Raw genomic sequence first — 20783 nt, forward strand, 5'->3', positions numbered from 1 at the left:
AGCCATCCACTGCAGATGCGCCCGCGCACTGCGATTGGGATGCACCCACTTCGCATCCAACAACGCGCCCACCGTCCGCAACGGCGTCTTCAACTCCCGGTACGGCTTGCCGTCGATCAACGCCGCACCCGACGTCGGCTGATCCAAACCCAGGATCATCCGCATCGTCGTCGACTTACCCGCACCGTTCGGGCCCAGAAAGCCCGTCACGATGCCCGGCTTGACCGCGAACGACAAATCGTCCACCGCTTTCGTCGGTCCGTAAACCTTGGTCAATCCCCTCAACTCGATCATGAGGACCAGTCAACCATGAAAACCGAACTGTCGGAACTTTCGGACGCCAACAGAGAAAGCCGTTGCGTGCGTTCACTGTCGGCACTAGTATCGAATGTATGTTCGACACTACCGGGGGGTAAAAGTGACGACGAAAGTATCTGAACAGGCGATATCCAAACAGACGATATCCGAAGAGACGATCGGACAATTCCGAGCGTCACTCGTCAGCATGGATCGTTCCATCGACAATGCAGCTCGCGTGGATCTACTACGCGCACTGGAAGAGCTGAAGGCCAGTTGCGCTGGGGCCCAGGCATTGCTGGCTGCCGATCTCGACACGGTAACCCGCAAGGACCGCGGCGAACGGGGAGTTCCGCGCTCGTACCAGGGCCGTGGAATCAACGCGCAGATTGCCCTCGCACGGCGAGAGTCGGCATGGTTCGGAACTCAGCATCTCAACCTGGCCCGCGCACTGAACGACGAGATGCCGCACACACTTCGACTACTCGTCCGTGGCTCCATCAGTGAGCATCAAGCGACAATTCTCATGCGTGAAACTGCGTGTCTCACAGTCCAGGATCGCGCTGCATTGGATCGCGAGTTCTGCTGCGACGCTGCAATCTTGGACGGATGTGGCACCCACCAACTGACAGAAAGAATCCGCGCACGCACTGCGGAAATAGACGCAGACAGTGTTGCCAGACGAGCACGCAAAGCCGTAAGAGACAGACGCGTGACGTCACGGCCTGCGCCCGACACGATGTGCTGGCTCAATGTCCTACTTCCCGCTGCCGCGGGTACCGTCGTATATGCCACGCTCGGCCGCGATGCAGATTCCGTACTTGCCGGTGGGGACGAGCGCACGCGAGCTCAGATCATGGCTGATCTCCTGGTAGAGCGAGTCACCGGAATCGGCCGCGCCACACCGACACCCGTCACGGTGAATCTGATTGTCTCCGACCAGTCGCTACTCGGCGACGGTTCCGACCCTGCCCACGTCCACGGGTACGGACCTGTTCCAGCAGCCATCGCACGTGAATGGATCACCTTGTCCGGCGAGGACTCCGAAACCATGACAACGATTCGAAGGCTCTACGCACGCCCCGACACCGGCGCGCTGACCGCAATGGAATCCACGGCGAGAACCTTCCCGAAGGGACTGGCGCGATTGATCGAACTTCGGGATCGAAGCTGCCGCACTCCGTGGTGCGACGCGCCGGTTCGCCACCGCGACCACATCCGCGATCACTCCAGGGGTGGCCTCACCAGCGCAGCCAACGGTGCCGGGCTGTGCGCGGCATGCAACTACGCGAAACAGGGCTCGGACTGGTCTGCCGAACCTGTACCAGGTACCCGGCACACCTTCACCACGACGACGCCTACCGGGCACCGATATTCGTCTGAGGCTCCGCCACTTCCGACGCCCTGGGCCGGTCCCGACGCGGCCTGAGGTCCTCGGCGTGCTCACGATCCTCGGTGAGCCAGTGCGTTCACAAACACCTCGGAAATCTCCGAGGGGTCACGAGCGATGTACGTCGAACCGCCCGTCACGCGGGAGATATCGGCGAGCGCCGCCGCGTCGGCGTCATCGGTGATGCCGATGGTGACGATGATGACCGGACGCGCCGGATCCTGCTCGCGTGCAAGAACATCGAGCAGCTGTTCACGGCTGATGCTGTCGGGATCTTCGTTGGCACCGTCGGTCAAGATGATGACGCTGTTGACCGCTCGCGGATCGTACGATTCCTGCACCTTACGGAAGGCGGCCAGCGTCGTGTCGTACAAACCGGTGGCGCCACGCTTGAGTTCGGTGAGCCGGTTCGCCTGATCAGCCATCAACTTTCGCTGAGTCACGCCGTCGACGATGGTGTCGTAGCGCCTGATCGGCACCAATTCCTGAAAGTCCTGGGTTCCGTTCATACCTTGGGAGAACGCCCAGAGACCGGCAGCGACACTGTCCGGGAAGACCTGATTGCCGGCGAGAGCGGCAGCAGTGGTCAACTGCATGCGCGTCTTGCCGCCTGCTGCCGGGTAGTCCATCGACGCAGACACGTCGATCGCAACGAGTGTCCGGATCGGCTTGGCCATCAGAGCCCAAGCGCCCAGCGTTTGATCGGCCACCGACTGTTCGGAGACCGTCAAGGCCGTCACGTCACCAACTCCACCTTCGACAGCGCCACCGCCGGAAGTACGGAAACCGCTGCGTGTCAGCACTTCCTGAGCAGATTCACTGTGCAACAGGTCGGCGATGGCGTCACTCTTCTTCGCTGCCGCGTAGTGCCGATCCGGCGCCGACGCACTGACCACCAGGGGGTAATCCATGATCATGGTTCCAGTCGCCGGTACTGTCGCGGAAATCTTCGACTCGGCTTTCGTGAACTCGACTACCTGCTGCTCGGTCGAAACACCGACCTTGCCGGAGCTGACCAATTCGGTGAGCATCTTCTGCCCAACCGGCTGATCTTCGGTACGAACGCTCTCCGCTTGGGCATGGGGTACGAGTGCCGCTCGAACCGATTCGGAGGTGGCCCCTGTCTCCGCGAGGGCTCCGAGAATGGGCGCCGACGCAACCCCGGTGAACAACGGATTGCCCAGCGCGAGATCGGGAACCTGAAGCGCCGTGAGCCAACTGGCAAACTGCTCGCCACCGCCGGACGCGAGGACGACAGGCGAGGTGGCGATCGAACCGCCGGCGGCAGCGACCGGTCCCTTGGCCGTCAGTGCAGCTTTGCCAACCCACGCTGTCGAATCCGGTATCCACATGTCCGGTGCGTCCACGCCCTTGCCCAAGGTTCCCGCTACGTCGCCTGGCAACGCAGAGGTGACCGTGATCCGTGAACAGCCTGTCTGCTCCGGCGACGATTCTGCGAGGATCTCCGTGACTGCAGGCGCGATCGCAGGATCTGCTGCCAGCGAGTACTCGTCGACGCTCTCGCAGGAATCGGACTGTGTTGCCTTGAAGACCACCACCCCGGTAGCGACTACCGCGACGGCAACCAACCCACCCACTGCGTAGAACCCGATCGATCGCCCGCTGTCAGGACTCGAATGCCGTCCGCCCGCCATGAAATCTGCCCTTCCGAGGCCACTCGCACTAGGACATACCGACGGCATGCGTGCGACTGGAGCTATCCCTACCGGGCGGTAGTGTAGCCAAGAACACAGAAATTCCAACTAGCGCTGAATCGTCGGAGAACCGACGAGCCCATATTCCGGGACAGTCCGACCGAAGTCACGAACCTTCAAGCGTCACAGCGACTTTTCAGCAAACCACTCTTCTCAGAAGAGCTCGCGCTTCTGGACCTTGCCCATCGCGTTACGCGGCAGAGTCTCGGCGAAGCGAACCTCACGGGGACGCTTGTGCGCCGACAACTCAGCCCCGACCAACTCGACCAATTCAGCTTCGGTGACCTCGGGGCTCCCGGGCTTACGGACTACGACGGCGATGATCCGCTGACCCAGATCGGCGTCGGGGACACCGATCACCGCAACTTCGGACACCGAAGGGTGCCCGAGGATGGCGGTCTCGATCTCGCCGGCGCCGACTCTGAATCCACCGGTTTTGATCAAGTCGATGGATTCGCGGCCGACGATTCGGTGGAACCCACCCTCGTCGATGACGGCGACATCACCGGTCTTGAAGTAGCCGTCCTGCGTCCAGGACTCGGCGGTTGCGACTGGACGGTTCAAGTAGCCGTCGAAAAGCATCGGCCCACGTACCTGTAGACCGCCGATACTCTCGCCGTCGTGTGGCACGTCGTTGCCCTTCTCGTCACGAAGACGAGTCTCGACTCCGCGCAGCGGCACGCCGACCCACCCTGGGCGTCGCTCGCCGTCGAAACGTGTGCTCAAAGTCAGCATCGTCTCACTCATGCCGTATCGCTCGATGGGCGTCAATCCTGTTCGGTCCCGCAGCTTTTCGAAGACAGGCACAGGAAGCGGCGCACTACCGGAAACCAGAAGTCGGGCACCGGACAACGCGCGGGCAGCTTCTTCGTCTTCGGCGATACGCGACCAGACGGTGGGAACACCGAAGTAGAGGGAGCCTTTCGCCCGGGCGTAATTTTCCGGCGTCGGCTTGACGGTGTGGATCACCCGGCTGCCGATCCGGAGGGGGCCGAGGATTCCGAGGATCAGTCCGTGCACGTGGAAGAGCGGAAGCCCGTGCACGAGCGTGTCTCGCCACGTCCAGTCCCAGGCCTCGGCGAGCGCGTCGATCCCGGCTGCGATGGCCGAGCGACTGAGCAGAACGCCCTTCGGTGGGCCAGTGGTTCCGGACGTGTACAGGACGAATGCTGTGGACTGCGGTGCCGGTTCGGGATAGCTGTGCCACGAGCGAGCGTGCAACCGGACGGGAACTACCGGCAGAGTGTCGCAGTGGTCGTCCGTTTCACCGAGCCACGCCTGAGCACCCGAGTCACGCAGAATGTGCTCCCGCTCAGCCTTCCCCGAGTCCGGCGGGACCGGCACAACGGTGACACCGGCAATCAATGCCCCGACGACGGCGAGGATCGTTTTTGCTGTGGGAGTTGCCAATACGGCAACCCGATCGGCCTGCGCCACTCGTTCCGCGACCGAGGTCGCGGCACCGAGAATGACACTCCGCGAGAGAACCGTGTCACCGATCGTCACGGCGGCGTCGAGGTCGTCACCGCGGGCGACAGCAAGGGGGTTCAGTGATCTCAGCAGCACCACGACAGCATCTCACAGCGCCGATGGTCGCAAACTTTCTCCTGCCCGACGCGCATCTATCGAGTGCGGAGGGAACAGCGTCACCAGCGCCGCCCCCAAGAGCGCCCCGGAAAGAACGGCGAATCCGTGCGCGTCGTCGACCGTCACCAGGGTTGCGCCGCCGACGACAATCACGGCCGTCAGAACAATCTCAGGCATTCGCGGGCGCACCAGAACACCGATCCCCGCGGCCGCCGCTGCCAGAGCAAGTGTGGCACCGGAGTTTCCTGCGCCGGTCGACGGAAAGACTGCGGTGGTGAGCAAACCGAACAACAGTTGACCGAGCAGAAAGAGAGCCCAGCCGCGTGCGGCGCCCCAGAGCCGAAACGCAGGCGGTGCAACCACGGCCAGCGTCACGAGATTGGTGACGGTTCCTGCGACCCCTCCGTCCTGGACGAGCACGGAGGTCAGAATGCGCCACCATTGACCGTCGCGAATCAATGCGGGATCACGACGAAACATCTCGAGTAGTCCTGGTATCAGCGCCTGCAGGATGGACGGCACTGCAACCATCAGCCAGAGGAGAGCTGCCGAGAGTGGGAACTCTCCGAAAACTCGACGACTTTTCAACCACACGAGCATCAGTGCAACCGAGGCGACAACGACAGCAAAAATCAGTACCGCGTCCAAGCCGCCGGTCCCTGAGGTGGTCACAGCGCGACCTTACATCGGACCGATACCGACATCAGGGAACCTGACACCTGGGAAAGCACACGGTTCAGGCGGAGAGGCGCTTTGCTGCCGCGGCGATTCGTTCGTCTGTTGCAGTGAGCGCGATCCGCACGTGCTTGCTACCGCTCGGACCGTAGAACTCACCGGGGGCAACGAGGATCCCACGATCGGCGAACCAACTGACCGTCGCTCGACATTCCTCGCCGCGCGTCGCCCAGAGGTACAGACCCGCCTCGGAATTGTCGACGGTGAATCCGGCGCCTCGAACAGCTTCGATCAACACGCTGCGACGCTCGCGGTACCGCTCGCGCTGGATGTTCTCGTGTTGGTCGTCGCCCAAAGCTGCGGTCATCGCCGCCTGGATCGGCAGCGGCAGGATCATGCCCGCGTGCTTACGCACCTCGAGCAGTTCCGACACCAAAGCCGGATCACCGGTGACGAACCCCGCGCGATAGCTCGCGAGATTGGACGTCTTCGAAAGCGAGTGGACCGCAAGCAAACCGGTCAGATCGCCGTCGTTGACACGGGGATCGAGAATGGAGAGTGCATCCGCTTCCCACGTCAATCCGAGGTAGCACTCGTCGGAGACGACGATCGCGCCGCGCTCGCGCGCCCAGGCCACGGCCTTCTGCAAGTGCTCGAGGCCGAGCACCTTGCCGGTGGGGTTCGAGGGCGAGTTCACGAAGATCATCGCCGCCGACTCGGGACCGAGCTTGTTCAAGCCGTCGGCGCGCAGGACGCGAGCGCCTGCCAGCTTCGCCGCGACCTCGTACGTCGGGTATGCCAACTCCGGAATGACCACCAGATCGTCGGCTCCGAGACCGAGCAATGTCGGCAGCCACGCGATCATTTCCTTCGTGCCGATCGCCGGCAGGACCGCTGCCGGATCGACGTCGGGAATGTTGTAACGGCGATCGAGTGACTCCGCTACGGCCTCGCGAAGTGCGAGCGTGCCGTGCGTCGTCGGATATCCGGGTATCTCGGCAACAGAGGACAAAGCCTCCTGGATCACCGGATCAACGGGATCAACCGGCGTTCCCACGGACAGGTTCACGATGCCGTCGGGATGAGAGTGCGCCTTCGCCGTGACGTCGGCGAGCGAATCCCACGGAAAATCAGGAAGCCCAGCGGCCACCGGAGTACGAGACAAGATCTCTATTCCTCACCCATGGGAGGCAGCGCCTTGATGAACGGCGTGTCGTAGTCGACCTTGCCGAGCTTGGCCGCTCCACCCGGCGAACCGAGATCGTCGAAGAAATCGACGTTGGTGCTGATGTACGCGTTCCACTGGTCCGGGACGTCGTCTTCGTAGAAGATGGCTTCGACGGGACAGACAGGCTCACACGCGCCGCAGTCGACACACTCGTCGGGGTGGATGTAAAGCATGCGTCCACCCTCGTAGATGCAGTCGACAGGGCATTCTTCGATGCACGCCTTGTCCATCACATCTACACACGGTTCAGCAATCGTGTAGGTCACTGCCGATCTCCCTGCCTTCCTGTCGTGCATCGCCGCCGCAACACGCAGTTGCAAGGGGCCGAAAATCCGATACGACTCTCACGTACCGCGGGAACAGCCTATTATCCCCCTGCCAACCGACTCTGAGCAGGCGGGGGTAACACATTTCAGCCTACTGCGGTGATGTTCCTCGACCGAATCGCGATCCACTTCTCCCCCGCGGCAGCCGCGCGGACCAAAGCGCCGCGCTCACCGAGATAATCCGCCACGACGCCGACCACCGGAATCTTGCCGAAAATCTCGTACGGTTTTGTCCGCGACGGCCGCTTGTGCAGCTCGTCCGTGATGGCACGAAAAGTCTTGGACGTGCGCCACAAGGTGCCGATGAGCGCGAACGGGCGCCAGGTCTCGTCAGCACCGCTGACCGACTTTTCGGCGAAATCCTCACCGGCGAGCAGATCTCGGGACTTGGTCTCACGCCGGCACAGCACCGACGCCAGGAGGTCCACCTGCTGATCCCGCTCCGTCACTCCGTGTTCACGGGCAACCGCAACGAGCACAACGGCCTGATTCGCAAATGCCAAGAGGTCCTGGATCGGCAGCCGATTGAGGAGGACGCCGAAGATGCCAGGGAACGCGACGGCAACGGTGTTGAGTGCACCCAACCGAGTCGTCCACCACTTCGAGCGCTGCTCGTCGGTCATCACCGACCACGCCGCCGTCCCGGGGAACTTGACGACGTCGAGGACCCAGGCCGCCGCGTCCAACACCATCGCTGCGGCATTTCGCTCGGGATCGGTCGGCTCGAAGGTCCGACGCTTGATACCGAGCGGATCACTGTAGGCGAGATCGAGAACCGGGTTGATCCCCCATACCGCTCGATCGAGAACCTCGACGACCTTGCGGTCCCCCAGAACATCGGCCATCAGGCAATCGCTCCTTCGCGTCGTGCATGTGTGGTGGTTCGTTCGCGCGCCGGGCGTCCGATTCCCTCGGCGATGGCGCGCAGTTCTGCGACGGTCTTCTCGGACCCGTGTTCGGAGCCTGCCATCCGCGAGATCGTCTCCTCCATCAGCGTCCCACCGAGGTCGTTGGCTCCGCCGTTGAGCATCATCTGCGTTCCGGTGATCCCGAGCTTGACCCAGCTGGTCTGGATGTTGGGGATGCGACCGTGCAGCATGATGCGTGCCAGTGCGTGCGCAGCGCGGTTGTCCCGGTTGGTCGGCCCTGGCCGTGAAGCGCCCGCCAGGTACAGCGGCGCGCTCTGGTGAACGAACGGCAGCAGCACGAACTCCGTGAATCCACCTGTACGGTCCTGGATTCCACGAAGAACGTTCAGGTGCCCGACCCAGTGGTGCGGCTGATCGACATGCCCGTACATCATCGTCGAACTCGACCGCAGTCCCACCTCGTGGGCCGTTGTGACCACTTCGATCCACTCCGCCGTCGGCAGTTTGCCCTTGGTGAGGATCCAGCGCACCTCATCGTCGAGGATCTCCGCTGCCGTACCGGGAATGGTGTCCAGGCCCGCCTCACGCAGAGCGGTCAGCCAATCCCTGATGCTTTCACCGCTGCGCGATGCACCGTTGACGATCTCCATCGGCGAGAACGCGTGGACGTGCATCGACGGCACGCGCTTCTTGACGGCCCGGACCAGGTCGGCGTAACCGGTGACGGGAAGTTCCGGATCGATACCGCCCTGCATGCACACCTCGGTCGCGCCGGCGACGTGCGCTTCCCACGCACGGTCGGCGACCTGCTCTGCCGACAGCGTGAAGGCGTCGGCGTCGCCCTTGCGCTGCGCGAATGCACAGAACCGGCAGCCCGTGTAGCAAATGTTGGTGAAGTTGATGTTCCGGTTCACCACGTAGGTGACGTCCTCGCCGACGGCATCCTTGCGTAGCGCATCCGCCAGTGCCACAACAGCTTCCAGGCCCGGGCCCTCCGCCGTGGCAAGGGCCAGGTACTCGTCGTCGGAGCATCCGGCCGGGTCGCGTTCGGCACTGCGCAGCGCAGCCAGCAGATCGGTGTCGACGCGAATCGGAGCACTCAGCTCGAGGACCTGTTCGCGCACGGTCTCCCAGTCGCCGAACGCACTGCCCAGGTCACTGCGGGTCTCGGTGTTGCGCCCGTCCGTGTCGATCTCGGTATTGAGATCGACGCGTCCGCTCGATTCCCACGACTCGTCCGGTTCCTGCCACGGCCGACCCACCGGCTTGGTGTCGGGCAGGGCGAGGCCGGTTTTGGGGTCCGCCAGTGCCTGCACGTGGCCCGCAATGCGCGGATCGATCCACGGAGCCCCGGCCAGGACATATGCCGGCTGAGCCGCAGTGCGTTCGGTCAGGGTGAAGCCGCCTTCGGCGCTGATCTCCGCCAAGGTCTCGAGATTCGGCCACGGACGCTCCGGGTTGACGTGATCGGGGGTCAACGGTGACACCCCGCCCCAGTCGTCCACACCGGCGCCGAGCAGCGCGAGGCACTCGCTGTTCGAGACGAGATTCGGCGGACTCTGAATCCGCATCGTCGGCCCGAGCAGCAGGCGTGCGACGGCGATGGCCGCGAGAAACTCGTCGAGTCCTGCATCAGGGGTATCGCGCATCGCGGTATCAGGTTTGGCCAGGAAGTTCTGGATGATCACTTCCTGGATGTGCCCGAACGCCTTCTGCGACTTGCGTATCGCCATGATCGATTCGGCACGCTCGAGGAAGTTCTCCCCGATGCCCACAAGAATTCCCGTGGTGAACGGGATGTTCAGTCGGCCTGCGTCGGTCAGGGTGCGTAGCCGAACCGCCGGGTCCTTGTCCGGGCTGCCGTAGTGGCATTCGCCCTTGTCGGTGAACAGGCGGGTTGCGGTCGTCTCGAGCATCATGCCCATCGACGGAGCAACGGGCTTGAGCCGCGAGAGTTCCTGCCAGCTCATCACACCGGGATTGAGGTGCGGGAGCAGTCCGGTCTCCTCGAGTACCCGGATCGACATCGCCCGCACGTAGTCGAGGGTGGAGTCGTAGCCGCGTTCGTCCAGCCACTGCTTTGCTTCCGGCCAGCGAGCCTCGGGGCGATCACCCAGCGTGAACAACGCTTCCTTGCAGCCCAATTCGGCGCCTGCCCGAGCGATGTCCAAAACCTCGTCCGGCTCCAGGAACATGCCGTGCCCAGCGGCACGCAGTTTCCCGGGCACCGTGACGAATGTGCAGTAGTGGCACTTGTCCTGGCACAGACGGGTCAGCGGAATGAAAACCTTCCGCGAATACGTCACGGTGTTCGGCCGACCCGCTGCCAGCAGACCCGCATCGCGAACCTTGGCTGCCGAGGAACACAGATCGGTCAGATCGGTTCCCCGCGCCTGCAGCAGCGTCGCCGCCTCGTCGACGTTTAAGGTCGCTCCATCGCGTGCGCGACGGAGAACTCGCCGCATCGCCGACGCTGACGGGCCGGGCGACGGACTGGACGAGGCGGACGCGGAAATACCTGGCATCGGAAGCATGGTGGGTTTGCCGGAGTCATCACCAGTTCGGTTCACCTAGCGATCATGCGCCATGTGGGACGACTAGTGCCACCCGGTGCCAGAAGTAGGAGGCCTTACCGCCCCGACACGGCCTCGATCACGACGGCCGGTAGTCGTCGTCGACCGCGACCTCGACTCGTTGATCCACCACGTCAGCCACTGGCGCGTCGAGTGGAATGTCGGTCAGATCGGGTTCTTCGGGGGCGTTCGGATCTACGGGTGTCGATTGTTCGAGCGCATCTGATTCCGGAGCCTCCGGGTCGAATGTCGCATCTTGTTCGGTCATCACGTGCTCCCTTCGCAGTCGCCACACTCCACGATAGGGCCGATGTCGACAGATCGCCCCTCACTCGACCAAAGTAGTGCCCATGACTGCCCCGCAACCGCTGACCATGGCCGACCCGTTATGGCGACCCAGCGCCAAAGCCCCGAGGCTGTGGGCAATCACTGCCTCGCTGTTCTGGGTACCCGTCATCGTCGCCGAAATCGTCTGTGCCGTCTTGATACCCGGAATCCCGTCCTGGGTGGTGGGCCTGGTCTTCGCAGTCACCGTCCTGTTCGCGGCCACCTACATTCTGATGGTTCCGGCGTGGCGGTATCGCGTCCACCGATGGGAAATCAGTGACACTGCGGTGTACACACGCACGGGGTGGTTCACCCAGGAACGACGGATCGCACCGATATCGCGCGTGCAGACCGTGGACACCGAACGCGGACCGATCGACCGCATGTTGGGTCTGGCAACCGTGACCGTCACTACGGCGTCGTCGGCCGGGGCTGTGAAGATCTCCGCGCTCGACCAGGAAATCGCCGACCGCACAGTGGCCCAACTGACGGAGATCGCGGGCACCAACGTGGGAGACGCAACGTGAACGAGAAGCAGTTGGGCGACCCGACCGCGATCGAAATCCCGGTCGAGGCGGAAACGGCAGCTGCCGAGGCAGCCGAGGAGGAACAGCCATGGCTCCGCCTCGACCGCCGCATGCTTCTGGTCCACCCCGTCAACGAAGTCGTCAAACTGCTCCCGGTCCTGCTCGTCTCCGTAGTTCTCGGCAGCCAATCCGGAAACCACTGGTGGGGACTCGGCGTCGTCACTCTGCTCGTCGTCTTCGGTCTGTTGCGGTACTTCACCACCACGTACCGAATCGGGCCCGTTCACGTACAACTGCGCACCGGGGTATTCCAGAAAAAGCTGCTCTCCGTCCCGCGTAGCCGCATCCGATCCGTCGACGTCGAGGCCGGGGTCATGCACCGACTGCTCGGGCTGTCGATCGTGCGCATCGGGACCGGCCAGCGCGCCGGGATCGGCCACGATTCGAACAAGTTCGAACTCAATGCCCTCTCGACTGCCCTGGTTCCGGACCTACGTGCCGCACTGTTGGCCGGCGCGCAACAGGCACGGCGACTGGAAACCCCGGGCACACCGGTCGAGAACATCGCCGAACCGGTCGACACCGAGATCGGTCACTGGGAGCCCAGTTGGGTTCGCTACGCTCCCTTTTCGTTCACCGGAATCGCCATCATCGCAGCGATCATCGGCATCTCGTTCCAATACGGCATCGGCACTGCCGTCGCGAAATCGTCGGCAGTAAGCGACAGCTTCGACTCACTCGAGAGCCTCGGCATCGCGCTGATGGTCGTCATCGCACTCGTCGTGCTGCTGGTGCTGTCGAGTGCACTCGCCTGCGTCCAGTACCTGATCGCGTTCGGCAACATGAAACTCACCGACAACGGCCGCATCCTGCATGTCAGTCACGGCCTGTTGAAAACTCGGCAAACCACACTCGACCGCGCCCGCCTCCGCGGCACGACGCTCAAAGAACCGCTTCTGCTGCGATTGGCCCGCGGCGCGCGGCTCGACGCCATCATGACCGGGGTCAGCGCCGAGAAGAAGGAATCTTCGCTGCTGCTCCCGCAGGGACCACGCAGGGAAGCCGAGCGAGTGATGGCCACCGTCATCGGTGACTCACGTCAGGCGTCCGCCCCGCTGATCCCGCACGGCCCGGCCGCGCGGCGTCGCCGGTACACCAGGGCACTGTTTCTCGCGACAGTAGCGTTTCTGGTCTGCGTGGCGTGCGCGGCTTCTGGTCTGGATGTACCGATCTACGCGTGGTTCGGGGTCGCCGTACTCGCCATCGCTGGCGCTGCCCTCGCCTACGACCGATACAACGGCCTCGGCCACGCAGTCCTGCCGGGATGGTTGATCACCCGAAGCGGCTCGCTCGATCGCCAGCGCCACAGCCTCGAATCCGAAGGTGTCATCGGATGGACGGTGCGCGAGACGTTCTTCCAGCGACGCGCAGGCGTGGCAACCGTCATCGCCGCGACGCCAGCAGGCACCGGAAGCTACGAGGTGATCGATCTCCCCGCCGAGAACGCGTGGGCATTGATCGAAGCCGTCACTCCGGGCGGTGGCGACGTTTGGGCAGGTCGTCGATGATGAGCCTCGCCAGCGAACCGAGACGCGATCGCTCCGGCTGGATGGTCGGAACGCCGAGCAACTCCAGCGGGGCGGCCGTCACCGGTCCGACGCAGTAGGTCGGTACCGGTCCGCGCATAGCTGCGACGAACCGCTCCAGTTCGCCCATTTCTTTTGCCGTGCTGAGCATCGAGGACACCGCGGGGGCACTGGTGAAGGTCAGCGCGTCGATTGCACCGGAACGAACTGCAGCGACCAACGCGCGGACTGGCGACTGATCCGGCGGCCGGATCCACCGATAGACCGACACCGGGGTGACAACCGCGCCGATGTCGGCGAGGGAGGCGCTCAGGTCCGTCAACGGCTCCCATTCGGTGATGGTGCCGTGCAACTGGACTGCGACGCGTGAGCCTGCCACTCCCTCGCTTCCGAGGTGCGCCAGAACTTCCTCGGACGACTCACCCGAAGGCGACCATTCCTCGCGCAGTCCGGCGCCCCGGATGGCGCCCGTCGCCTTGGGGCCGCGGGCGATGATGCGCGTCCGGGCCAGAGCTCCGAGGAACTCGTCGGTCAAACCCCACGACGCGACGGCGTCGAGCCAACCCCGAAAGCCGATTCCGGTGCTGATCACGACCAATTCCGGCGGATCGGCAATCAACGCGGACGTCTGAGTGCGCAGGTCGCGATCGTCCACCAACGGCAGCACATGGATCACCGGTGTCCGCACGATCTCCGCGCCTCGACGTTCGAGGAGCGTCGCAAATTCTTCGACACGCCGTTCTGCGGTCAAGGCGATAGTCGCGCCCGCCAGATCATCTTCAGCCACAGGCTGAGTGTCCCTTATGGATGGGTTACTTTCCTACGCGCGCGCCGAGAACTATTGCGAACTGAGGGTGGCAAGCCTGTTGATCGCTACTTTGAAGAGGAAAACCGCGGCCGGAGCGATTGCGCCGACCAGCAGTAAGAACGTCAGAGGGGACGAGAGCACCAGCACGTCGCCGCCTGGACCGCCGACCATGCACACCAAGAACCCGACGATCCAACCGGCGAGCGGCAATGCGGCCATACCCGGCGTCGTAACCGTGCGGGCGGCGATCACCAATACGAGGTTCGCGGTCGCTGCAACGAGAATGCTGATCGGAAATGCCGTCGTACCGAGATGAGTCGGCAAGAACAGGACGGACAACACCGCGCATAAGAACCCGTCGAAAATCAGGACACCGAGGATGATGGGGTCGAGCCACGACAGCGACGTTTCTGTCGAAGCGTCTGTGTTGTTCTCGGCCGTGATCATGGTTTTGATAGTGGTCTATCGACGGCCAACGCGCGAGCGCGGGGTCCCTCCCGACAAGCACCCCGGCTCGCGCCCGAAAAGCACGAAGTCGATCAGGGAACCGGCGGGAACCCGAGCAGCGTCAGCAGATGACTTTGCTGATCTGCAAATGCGTAGAGCGATCCGTAATACATGTCGTGGTAGTAACCGGCCATCGGACGCAACGAATCGACGAAGGCGACGATCTGGTTCTGCAGGTCCCAGTTGTACATTTCTTCAGCCCCAGGCTTTGCTGTTACCGAAAGGACCACCCCTCCGGTGACACGCATCACACACCACTACGGCGTCGATCGCAATGCCTGTGAGCCGACGCCCAGGTCAGCTGTGCAGCCCGCCGAACAGATCGCGCTCGCGACCGTCCTCACCCACCGGACCGAGCGTGCCGGCGGCCAATACGAAATGCTCGACCGTCAGGATCGGTTGGACCACGTTGTTCGACAATGCGAACTCGGCTCCACTCGGGGCTACCGTCACCTGAGTGGCGTGGGCGCTCAATGCCCTCGTCTTCGCATCGATGACGCCTCGAACATCGATTGCCGTCGTCACGTCTGCGTCCTCGACGCTCGGCAATTCACCGGGCTCGGGCAGACGCCAGTTCTCCGGGAACTCGGAAATCGCCGCGATGCCGCGTTCGAGTCCGCTGCGCTCGGTCACGGTCCAGTAGAACTTCGGAGTCGACCACGGCTCGCCGGCCTCGGGATATGCGGCCGTTGCTGCAGCTTCCACGGCCGCTGTCGTGATCGCGTGTGCCTGGATGTGATCCGGGTGCCCGTAGCCTCCGTTGGGGTCGTACGTGATCACGACGTGCGGCCGAATCTCACGAATGACGGCGACCACCGCGCCGACTGCCTCGTCGAGTCGAGCATTGACAAAGGCACGGGGATTGGCGGCCGAAGGTGTGCCGATCATTCCGGAATCGCGATACCGACCGGCACCGGCGAGGAAGCGAGGAGCGGCACTGCCCAAAGCCGACAAAGCAGCGCTCAATTCGGCGATCCGGTAGCCCCCGAGTTGATCGGCCTCGGCAGCCACGAGCCCTGCCCACGCGTCACCGATCACTTCGCCTTCCTCCCCCAACGTGCAGGTGAGGACCGTGACGTCGGCACCTTCGGACGCGTAACGCGCGATGGTGCCACCGGTGGTGATCGTTTCGTCGTCCGGATGTGCGTGCACCAACAGAAGTCGCTTCGCCGACGCGGTCACTTTGCCACCCTCACCCAGTCCGTAGCGTTTCCGAATATCCCCACCTGCACCGGCCCGTCGAGGACCACGCCCTCGACTCCGGTCCCGACTGCAACCAGCGCTCGGCTCTGCACGATCGGCAAAACCGCCGCAAGATCCCACAGCTTGGGTTCCGCATCGGCGATCAACGACCCGAGATCCCCGATGCCACTGAGCGCTTCGTCGATCCGACCTTGCAACGCCGGATCACACAGCCCGGACAGGTTGCTCGGAGCCTCGACGCTTGTCGTTCGGACAGGCTCCGGAGACTGCGACGGCGTCGGTGTGGGCACCGCCGAACCTGTCGCAGGAGTGGAAGGCGCTGTCGGGCAACTGAACCGGGAGGCCAGTAAAGTTGCGGTGTCAGCGCCTGCTCGGCTCCAACCGACGATCATGTCGACGCGTCCTGTGGTCAGATCCTCGCCGTAGAGCTCCTCCGGCGGCACCGATTCGACGGTCGCCAGGATCCCCACGTCACGCAATTCGTCGGCAGCGGTGTTTGCCACGGCGATCGCGATGTCGTCGTTTTCGGGAGCGCCGATCAGCAGCGTCAACTGAGCGCCGTCCCGGACGATCGATCCGACCGTTCCAGTGCCAGTGACGATTCCGGTTGGCGGTGCTGTCAAGTAACCGGCTGCGGTCAGCTCGCCGAGCGCCTGCTCTCTGGTCGGTTTCGGCGGCGCGGTTGGCGCATATCCCGGATCCGACGGAGCGAGGATCTGAGCTTTCACCGGGGCCGACGCCGATTCACTCCCGGCCGCCACTACGGCGAGCAGGTCCGGATCGAGCAGTCCCAGAACACCTTTACGCACCCGAACGTCCGCGAAGTTCTTGCTGCGCCCATTGACGTTGATGTCGAGAGTGCGCGGAACGTAGGAGAATGCAGTACTGACACCCGGGATTGCAGAAAGCTGAATATCCGTGGCACTACCCGAATGAACTTGCGCCACTTGAGCATCGTCGGTACGCAGTGCATCCGCCAATTGCGAAGCCGTTCCTCCGCGTCGCAGAACTATCTGATCCGGATCTGAAGGCTTGCCCCAGAATCGGTCGTTGCGTTCCAGCACGATTTCGTCTCGACCACGGTCGACCGAGCGCACGTGAAAGTGGGCTCCAGACACCGGAATCCCCTCACTCAAACCGGTGCTGAAACCGCCGGGAGTGTCCTTGATCAGGTGGGATGGAAGAATATCGGTGAACAACTCTCGCCACGCCGGATACGGCGCACGCATCACGACGTTGACCGTCTTGCCACCGCCGGACGAGTTCACGTCGTCGATCATCTGATAGCCGGCGGGGTTGACCACACCGGGAACCGAGATCATCTGCTGCCAGAGATAGCGAAAGTCCTCTGCCGCAATGGGAGCGCCGTCCGACCATTGGGCTTCGTTGCGCAGTTGGTAGCGAATAGTGAACGGAGCCTCTGACGTCACTTCAGCCGAAACGAGAAAAGAATCGTCGATCGCCCACTCCGTCGCACCAGGCTGCGTCGGCGAATTGATCGGGCGAAACGCACTGGGCAACACGAGGTTGCCGACTGCGGAGTTGACCGGCGACTGATCCGCGAGCAGGTGCGGGTTGAATCCGCCTCCTACCTCGTCGATCGCCACAGTGACCTGCTTCATCGCCGGAACAACCGGAGTCGGTGTGGGCTTGACGGTTTCGGTGCTCTCGACCGGAGGCGGCGGATCGGCCGTACACGCAGTCAGCGACAACGCCGTCACTGCCACTGCCAACGCCAGGTAGCGACGTCCTGAGGCCACAGACAATTCCTTCCGTACGGGGCCGCGTCGCCCCTTCGCACTCGATTTCCGGGCAGAACTTTCGCCCGGAAACCATGAAGGCGAATGTACCTTTCCGCCGAAAACTCGGCTGAAAGGCACATCCGCCTGTCAGGTGGTAACCGACGAAAGACTACAGAGCAGCCTTGTCGCGAGACTTGCTACGCGAACGCTCGCGAGCGCGCTCGGTTGCATTGAGATGCACCTTGCGGACGCGGACGTCCTCGGGGGTGACCTCGACGCACTCGTCGCCGGAGCAGAATTCCATGGCCGCTTCGAGCTCGAGCTTGATGGGCTTCGCGAGGGTCTCCATCACGTCTGCGGACGACTGACGCATGTTGGTCAGCTTCTTCTCGCGGGTGACGTTGATGTCGAGGTCTTCCTGACGGGGGTTGATACCGACGACGTGACCCTCGTAGGTGTCTGCGCCGGGCTCGACGAAGAAGGTTCCGCGGTCAGCCAGCTGGATCATGGCGAACGGCGTCACTGTGCCGGAACGGTCCGACACGAGAGAACCGGTGTGGCGAGCACGAATCTCGCCGGCCCAGGGGCCGTACCCGTCGAAGACGGCGTTGGCGATGCCGGTTCCGCGGGTATCCGTGAGGAATTCCGTACGGAAGCCGATAAGACCACGCGAAGGAACGATGAACTCCATACGAACCCAGCCCTGACCGTGGTTCGACATCTGAACCATCTTGCCCTTGCGGTTGGCCAGAAGCTGAGTGATGGCACCGAGGTACTCCTCGGGGCTGTCGATGGTCAGCTCTTCGAAAGGCTCGTGGATCTTACCGTCGACAGTCTGAGTGACCACCTGCGGCTTTCCGACGGTCAGTTCGAAGCCTTCGCGACGCATCTGCTCGACGAGGATGGCGAGCGCGAGCTCTCCACGACCCTGGACCTCCCAGGCATCGGGACGTCCGATGTCGAGGACCTTGAGCGAGACGTTACCGACCAGCTCCTGGTCCAGGCGAGCCTTGACCATGCGCGAGGTGAGCTTGTGACCCTTGACGCGGCCGACCAGCGGTGAGGTGTTGGTACCGATCGTGACCGAGATAGCCGGCTGATCGACAGTGATGCGAGGCAGCGCAACCGGGTTGTCGAGGTCGGCAAGCGTGTCGCCGATCATGATGTCCGGGAAGCCCGCAACAGCGCAGATATCGCCGGCAAGCGCAACCTCGGCGGGAACACGCTCGACACCGATGGTGGTGAGCAGTTCGGTGATCTTGGTCTTGGTGATGACGGGCTCGCCGTCGACCTCGCGGCACCAGGACACGGTCTGGCCCTTGCGCAGCTCGCCGTTGTGGATGCGAACCAGCGCGAGGCGACCGAGGAATGCCGACGCGTCGAGGTTGGTGACGTGAGCCTGAAGCGGCGCGTCGACCGTGCCCTTGGGGGCCGGGACGTACTCCATCAGAACCTGGAACAGAGCGGTGAGGTCCTCGGCGTCGGGCGCCTGACCGTTCTCGGGCTGCACCGTCGAAGCCTTGCCCTCGCGGCCGGAGGCGTAGAGAACCGGCAGCCCGAGCGCAAGCTCGGCGGCTTCGGCGGCCTCGTCGGAGAGATCGGACGCGAGGTCCAGGAGCAAGTCCTGAGCCTCGGAGACAACCTCTTCGATGCGAGCATCGGGACGATCGGTCTTGTTGACAACCAAGATGACGGGCAGTGAGGCAGCAAGTGCCTTACGCAGCACGAAACGCGTCTGCGGAAGCGGGCCCTCGGACGCATCGACGAGCAGGACGACGCCGTCGACCATGGACAGACCGCGCTCGACCTCGCCACCGAAATCGGCGTGGCCCGGGGTGTCGATGACGTTGATGACGGTGACCGAACCATCCTCGTTGCGCTTGTGCACCGAGGTGTTCTTCGCGAGGATCGTGATGCCCTTCTCGCGTTCTAGGTCGCCGGAGTCCATGACGCGATCGACCAGCTCGGCGCGCTCCTCGAACGCGCCGGACTGACGAAGCATGGCGTCGACGAGGGTGGTCTTGCCGTGGTCGACGTGTGCGACGATGGCAACGTTACGGAAGCTGGTGGTGGTCACGCGATGGCTCTCCTGGCTGAGTTGATTCGGCCACGCGAAAGTCAAGTCGCACGGCTCTTCTGGTGGCCGCTGCACGAGTGTGTGATCCGAATCAGGGCACGAATCGCCTGAATAGGCACCGCGGCCTAGTAAATACTACTCGCTCCGAGCGGATACTCCTGCATTGTGCGGCCTCTATCACCGCCCCCACCAGCCAATAGTGATCTGCACCACGCTGAAGCGAGTAGGATTACGACCTGGAGAAACAGGGTGTTTAAGGGTACGCTAACCTCGTTCCAAGAGCGGGCTCTCCGCCGTAGTGAAACAGGAAAGCCGCAGCGTCACATGGGAAAAATCAAGGCAAGCAAGGTCTCGAAGCTCAAGCCGAAAAAGAAGTGCTGCCGGAAGAAGACACGGTGCATCAAGTGCCCCGTCGTCATCATGCGGATGAAGAAGCTCGAGAACGAGGGCGCATCCAAGAAGGAACTGAAAGCCGGTCTCAAGAAGGCCCGCGCGGCGTAAGCGCCCTCAACTCCTCGAGCAATTCGGGGATCCAGGCTCGATCGTTGTCGACCAGATCCATCGACAAGAGTTCTTCGGCATCGACCCATGCCAACTGAGCGTGGTCGAGCGCGACCGGTTCGCCGGACACCAACTCCGCCCGGTACGCCCGCAGGACCAACCCGGCCGACAGTTGCACGTCGACGCCGATTCTTGTTCCGCATCGAACCTCTACCGCAAGCTCCTCGCGCAACTCGCGGGCCAACGCAGCCTGCGGCGTTTCGAACTCCTCGACCTTCCCGCCCGGCAGTTCCCAGCGACCGGCCAACGCCGGCGGACTCGTCCGCTGCGCGAGAAGCAGCCTTCCCCCACGGAAGATCGCACCGGCAACAACTTCGCGATCCCTTGCAGGCACATCACTCATCGCACCATGATGGAGTATGGCCACTTTGTTGTCCGACTCCGCGATCCAAAGCGCTCTCGACGAACTGCCGGCCTGGCAGCTGTCGCCGGGCTCGATCACTCGTACCGTCGATTCCGCGACTTTCCCGGATGCGATCGCGCTTCTTCAACGCATCGCGGCTGTCGCCGAGGCCGCAGATCATCATCCTGACATCGACGTTCGCTGGCGAAAGGTCACGTACACGCTTTCGACACACTCGGCGGGCGGTCTCACGGAACTGGACTTCGACCTTGCCCGTCGAATTGACGTACTCGTCGACGATTCGGTCCGTTTCGACTGATCTCCGAGTGAACAAACCTCGCAATCTGACGTAACAGTTGCATCAACTTTCACATAGATCACTTCAGTCACAGGTATGGTCGCCGTAAATCACGATCGAGGCCGGTCATGCCATAGACTCCCC

The 20783-nt window shown here is 63.2% G+C and carries 21 protein-coding genes; 5 read left to right on the plus strand and 16 right to left on the minus strand.

All coding sequences use genetic code 11. The annotated features are described in order from the left end of the window. Positions 1 to 294: ATP-binding cassette domain-containing protein (locus tag RE4_RS24115; protein ID WP_155716989.1), on the minus strand; the 294-nt coding region annotated here is incomplete at its 3' end. Between the two features lie 211 nt (positions 295 to 505). Between RE4_RS24115 and RE4_RS24120 the strand changes: the two genes are divergently transcribed. Next, the gene (locus RE4_RS24120) at positions 506 to 1726 is read left to right on the plus strand and encodes an HNH endonuclease (RefSeq protein WP_238077101.1); all 1221 of its coding nucleotides are present in this window, start codon (positions 506 to 508) and stop codon (positions 1724 to 1726) included. Between the two features lie 14 nt (positions 1727 to 1740). Here RE4_RS24120 and RE4_RS24125 read toward each other — a convergent pair whose 3' ends face one another. The 8 genes from RE4_RS24125 to RE4_RS24160 all read right to left on the minus strand — a co-directional run bounded on the left by RE4_RS24125 (position 1741) and on the right by RE4_RS24160 (position 10928). Next, entirely contained in the window at positions 1741 to 3342 is a 1602-nt protein-coding gene (locus RE4_RS24125) for a substrate-binding and VWA domain-containing protein (RefSeq protein ID WP_029536790.1), read from the minus strand. Positions 3343 to 3555: 213 nt separating this feature from the next. After that, complete coding sequence (locus RE4_RS24130; protein ID WP_060939529.1) at positions 3556 to 4968, minus strand: acyl-CoA synthetase; 1413 nt, start codon at positions 4966 to 4968, stop codon at positions 3556 to 3558. A gap of 12 nt (positions 4969 to 4980) precedes the next feature. Next, positions 4981 to 5661, minus strand: a complete 681-nt coding sequence (locus RE4_RS24135) for a rhomboid family intramembrane serine protease (RefSeq protein ID WP_021332788.1) — start codon at positions 5659 to 5661, stop codon at positions 4981 to 4983. A 64-nt stretch (positions 5662 to 5725) separates the two neighbouring features. Then, the gene (dapC, locus tag RE4_RS24140) at positions 5726 to 6829 is read right to left on the minus strand and encodes a succinyldiaminopimelate transaminase (RefSeq protein WP_060939498.1); all 1104 of its coding nucleotides are present in this window, start codon (positions 6827 to 6829) and stop codon (positions 5726 to 5728) included. A gap of 5 nt (positions 6830 to 6834) precedes the next feature. Then, on the minus strand, positions 6835 to 7158 hold the full coding sequence (fdxA, locus tag RE4_RS24145; RefSeq protein ID WP_003945248.1) for a ferredoxin: 324 nt from the start codon (positions 7156 to 7158) through the stop codon (positions 6835 to 6837). Between the two features lie 146 nt (positions 7159 to 7304). After that, on the minus strand, positions 7305 to 8063 hold the full coding sequence (locus RE4_RS24150; RefSeq protein WP_020908480.1) for a hypothetical protein: 759 nt from the start codon (positions 8061 to 8063) through the stop codon (positions 7305 to 7307). Beyond that, positions 8063 to 10621 carry a bifunctional FO biosynthesis protein CofGH gene (locus RE4_RS24155; RefSeq protein ID WP_020970220.1) on the minus strand — a complete coding sequence of 853 codons (2559 nt, stop codon included), beginning with the start codon at positions 10619 to 10621 and terminating at the stop codon, positions 8063 to 8065. The genes RE4_RS24150 and RE4_RS24155 overlap by 1 nt, the downstream gene beginning before the upstream one ends. 118 nt (positions 10622 to 10739) lie before the next feature. Continuing rightward, positions 10740 to 10928 carry an Rv3202a family protein gene (locus RE4_RS24160; RefSeq protein ID WP_003945217.1) on the minus strand — a complete coding sequence of 63 codons (189 nt, stop codon included), beginning with the start codon at positions 10926 to 10928 and terminating at the stop codon, positions 10740 to 10742. An 82-nt stretch (positions 10929 to 11010) separates the two neighbouring features. On the opposite strand from RE4_RS24160, the gene RE4_RS24165 reads away from it, so the two are divergent. Both RE4_RS24165 and RE4_RS24170 read left to right on the plus strand, forming a co-directional pair. Further along, the gene (locus RE4_RS24165; protein WP_020970221.1) at positions 11011 to 11514 is read left to right on the plus strand and encodes a PH domain-containing protein; all 504 of its coding nucleotides are present in this window, start codon (positions 11011 to 11013) and stop codon (positions 11512 to 11514) included. After that, entirely contained in the window at positions 11511 to 13082 is a 1572-nt protein-coding gene (locus RE4_RS24170) for a PH domain-containing protein (RefSeq protein ID WP_021345012.1), read from the plus strand. Before RE4_RS24165 ends, RE4_RS24170 begins: the two co-directional genes overlap by 4 nt. Here the strand turns inward: RE4_RS24170 and RE4_RS24175 are convergent. From RE4_RS24175 to typA, 6 genes are all read right to left on the minus strand, one after another. Next, positions 13042 to 13887 carry a uroporphyrinogen-III synthase gene (locus tag RE4_RS24175; protein WP_060939499.1) on the minus strand — a complete coding sequence of 282 codons (846 nt, stop codon included), beginning with the start codon at positions 13885 to 13887 and terminating at the stop codon, positions 13042 to 13044. The genes RE4_RS24170 and RE4_RS24175 overlap by 41 nt on opposite strands. A gap of 51 nt (positions 13888 to 13938) precedes the next feature. Further along, positions 13939 to 14355, minus strand: coding sequence for a hypothetical protein (locus tag RE4_RS24180; RefSeq protein ID WP_019744521.1), 417 nt, complete (start codon positions 14353 to 14355; stop codon positions 13939 to 13941). 92 nt (positions 14356 to 14447) lie between these two features. After that, positions 14448 to 14663, minus strand: coding sequence for a hypothetical protein (locus tag RE4_RS31080; protein ID WP_127160005.1), 216 nt, complete (start codon positions 14661 to 14663; stop codon positions 14448 to 14450). A gap of 49 nt (positions 14664 to 14712) precedes the next feature. Continuing rightward, on the minus strand, positions 14713 to 15597 hold the full coding sequence (gene mshB / locus RE4_RS24185) for an N-acetyl-1-D-myo-inositol-2-amino-2-deoxy-alpha-D-glucopyranoside deacetylase (protein WP_060939500.1): 885 nt from the start codon (positions 15595 to 15597) through the stop codon (positions 14713 to 14715). Next, on the minus strand, positions 15594 to 17378 hold the full coding sequence (locus tag RE4_RS24190; RefSeq protein ID WP_021332782.1) for an ABC transporter family substrate-binding protein: 1785 nt from the start codon (positions 17376 to 17378) through the stop codon (positions 15594 to 15596). The genes mshB and RE4_RS24190 overlap by 4 nt, the downstream gene beginning before the upstream one ends. A 151-nt stretch (positions 17379 to 17529) precedes the next feature. Further along, positions 17530 to 19437: a translational GTPase TypA gene (gene typA, locus RE4_RS24195; protein ID WP_019744525.1), complete on the minus strand. Its 1908-nt coding sequence runs from the start codon at positions 19435 to 19437 to the stop codon at positions 17530 to 17532. Between the two features lie 324 nt (positions 19438 to 19761). On the opposite strand from typA, the gene RE4_RS31330 reads away from it, so the two are divergent. Continuing rightward, complete coding sequence (locus RE4_RS31330) at positions 19762 to 19938, plus strand: hypothetical protein (RefSeq protein WP_019744526.1); 177 nt, start codon at positions 19762 to 19764, stop codon at positions 19936 to 19938. On the opposite strand, the gene RE4_RS24200 is transcribed toward RE4_RS31330, so the two are convergent. Next, positions 19916 to 20341, minus strand: coding sequence for a (deoxy)nucleoside triphosphate pyrophosphohydrolase (locus tag RE4_RS24200; RefSeq protein WP_024487314.1), 426 nt, complete (start codon positions 20339 to 20341; stop codon positions 19916 to 19918). The two genes, RE4_RS31330 and RE4_RS24200, sit on opposite strands and share 23 nt — an antisense overlap. A 16-nt stretch (positions 20342 to 20357) precedes the next feature. Here RE4_RS24200 and RE4_RS24205 point away from each other — a divergent pair, with 16 nt between their 5' ends. Next, positions 20358 to 20660, plus strand: coding sequence for a 4a-hydroxytetrahydrobiopterin dehydratase (locus tag RE4_RS24205; RefSeq protein WP_029255826.1), 303 nt, complete (start codon positions 20358 to 20360; stop codon positions 20658 to 20660). Positions 20661 to 20783 lie beyond the last annotated feature (123 nt).

Source organism: Rhodococcus erythropolis NBRC 15567 (genome assembly GCF_001552595.1).
Classification (GTDB): Bacteria; Actinomycetota; Actinomycetes; order Mycobacteriales; family Mycobacteriaceae; genus Rhodococcus_F; species Rhodococcus_F erythropolis.

Bases quoted from the DNA above. Each gene is read 5' to 3' on its own strand.
- RE4_RS24120 (WP_238077101.1), top strand. From the start codon at position 506: ATGGATCGTTCCATCGACAATGCAGCTCGCGTGGATCTACTACGCGCA.
- RE4_RS24125 (WP_029536790.1), bottom strand. From the start codon at position 3,342: ATGGCGGGCGGACGGCATTCGAGTCCTGACAGCGGGCGATCGATCGGG.
- RE4_RS24150 (WP_020908480.1), bottom strand. From the start codon at position 8,063: ATGGCCGATGTTCTGGGGGACCGCAAGGTCGTCGAGGTTCTCGATCGA.
- RE4_RS24155 (WP_020970220.1), bottom strand. From the start codon at position 10,621: ATGCTTCCGATGCCAGGTATTTCCGCGTCCGCCTCGTCCAGTCCGTCG.
- RE4_RS24160 (WP_003945217.1), bottom strand. From the start codon at position 10,928: ATGACCGAACAAGATGCGACATTCGACCCGGAGGCTCCGGAATCAGAT.
- RE4_RS24165 (WP_020970221.1), top strand. From the start codon at position 11,011: ATGACTGCCCCGCAACCGCTGACCATGGCCGACCCGTTATGGCGACCC.
- RE4_RS24180 (WP_019744521.1), bottom strand. From the start codon at position 14,355: ATGATCACGGCCGAGAACAACACAGACGCTTCGACAGAAACGTCGCTG.
- RE4_RS31080 (WP_127160005.1), bottom strand. From the start codon at position 14,663: ATGCGTGTCACCGGAGGGGTGGTCCTTTCGGTAACAGCAAAGCCTGGG.
- RE4_RS31330 (WP_019744526.1), top strand. From the start codon at position 19,762: ATGGGAAAAATCAAGGCAAGCAAGGTCTCGAAGCTCAAGCCGAAAAAG.
- RE4_RS24200 (WP_024487314.1), bottom strand. From the start codon at position 20,341: ATGAGTGATGTGCCTGCAAGGGATCGCGAAGTTGTTGCCGGTGCGATC.
- RE4_RS24205 (WP_029255826.1), top strand. From the start codon at position 20,358: ATGGCCACTTTGTTGTCCGACTCCGCGATCCAAAGCGCTCTCGACGAA.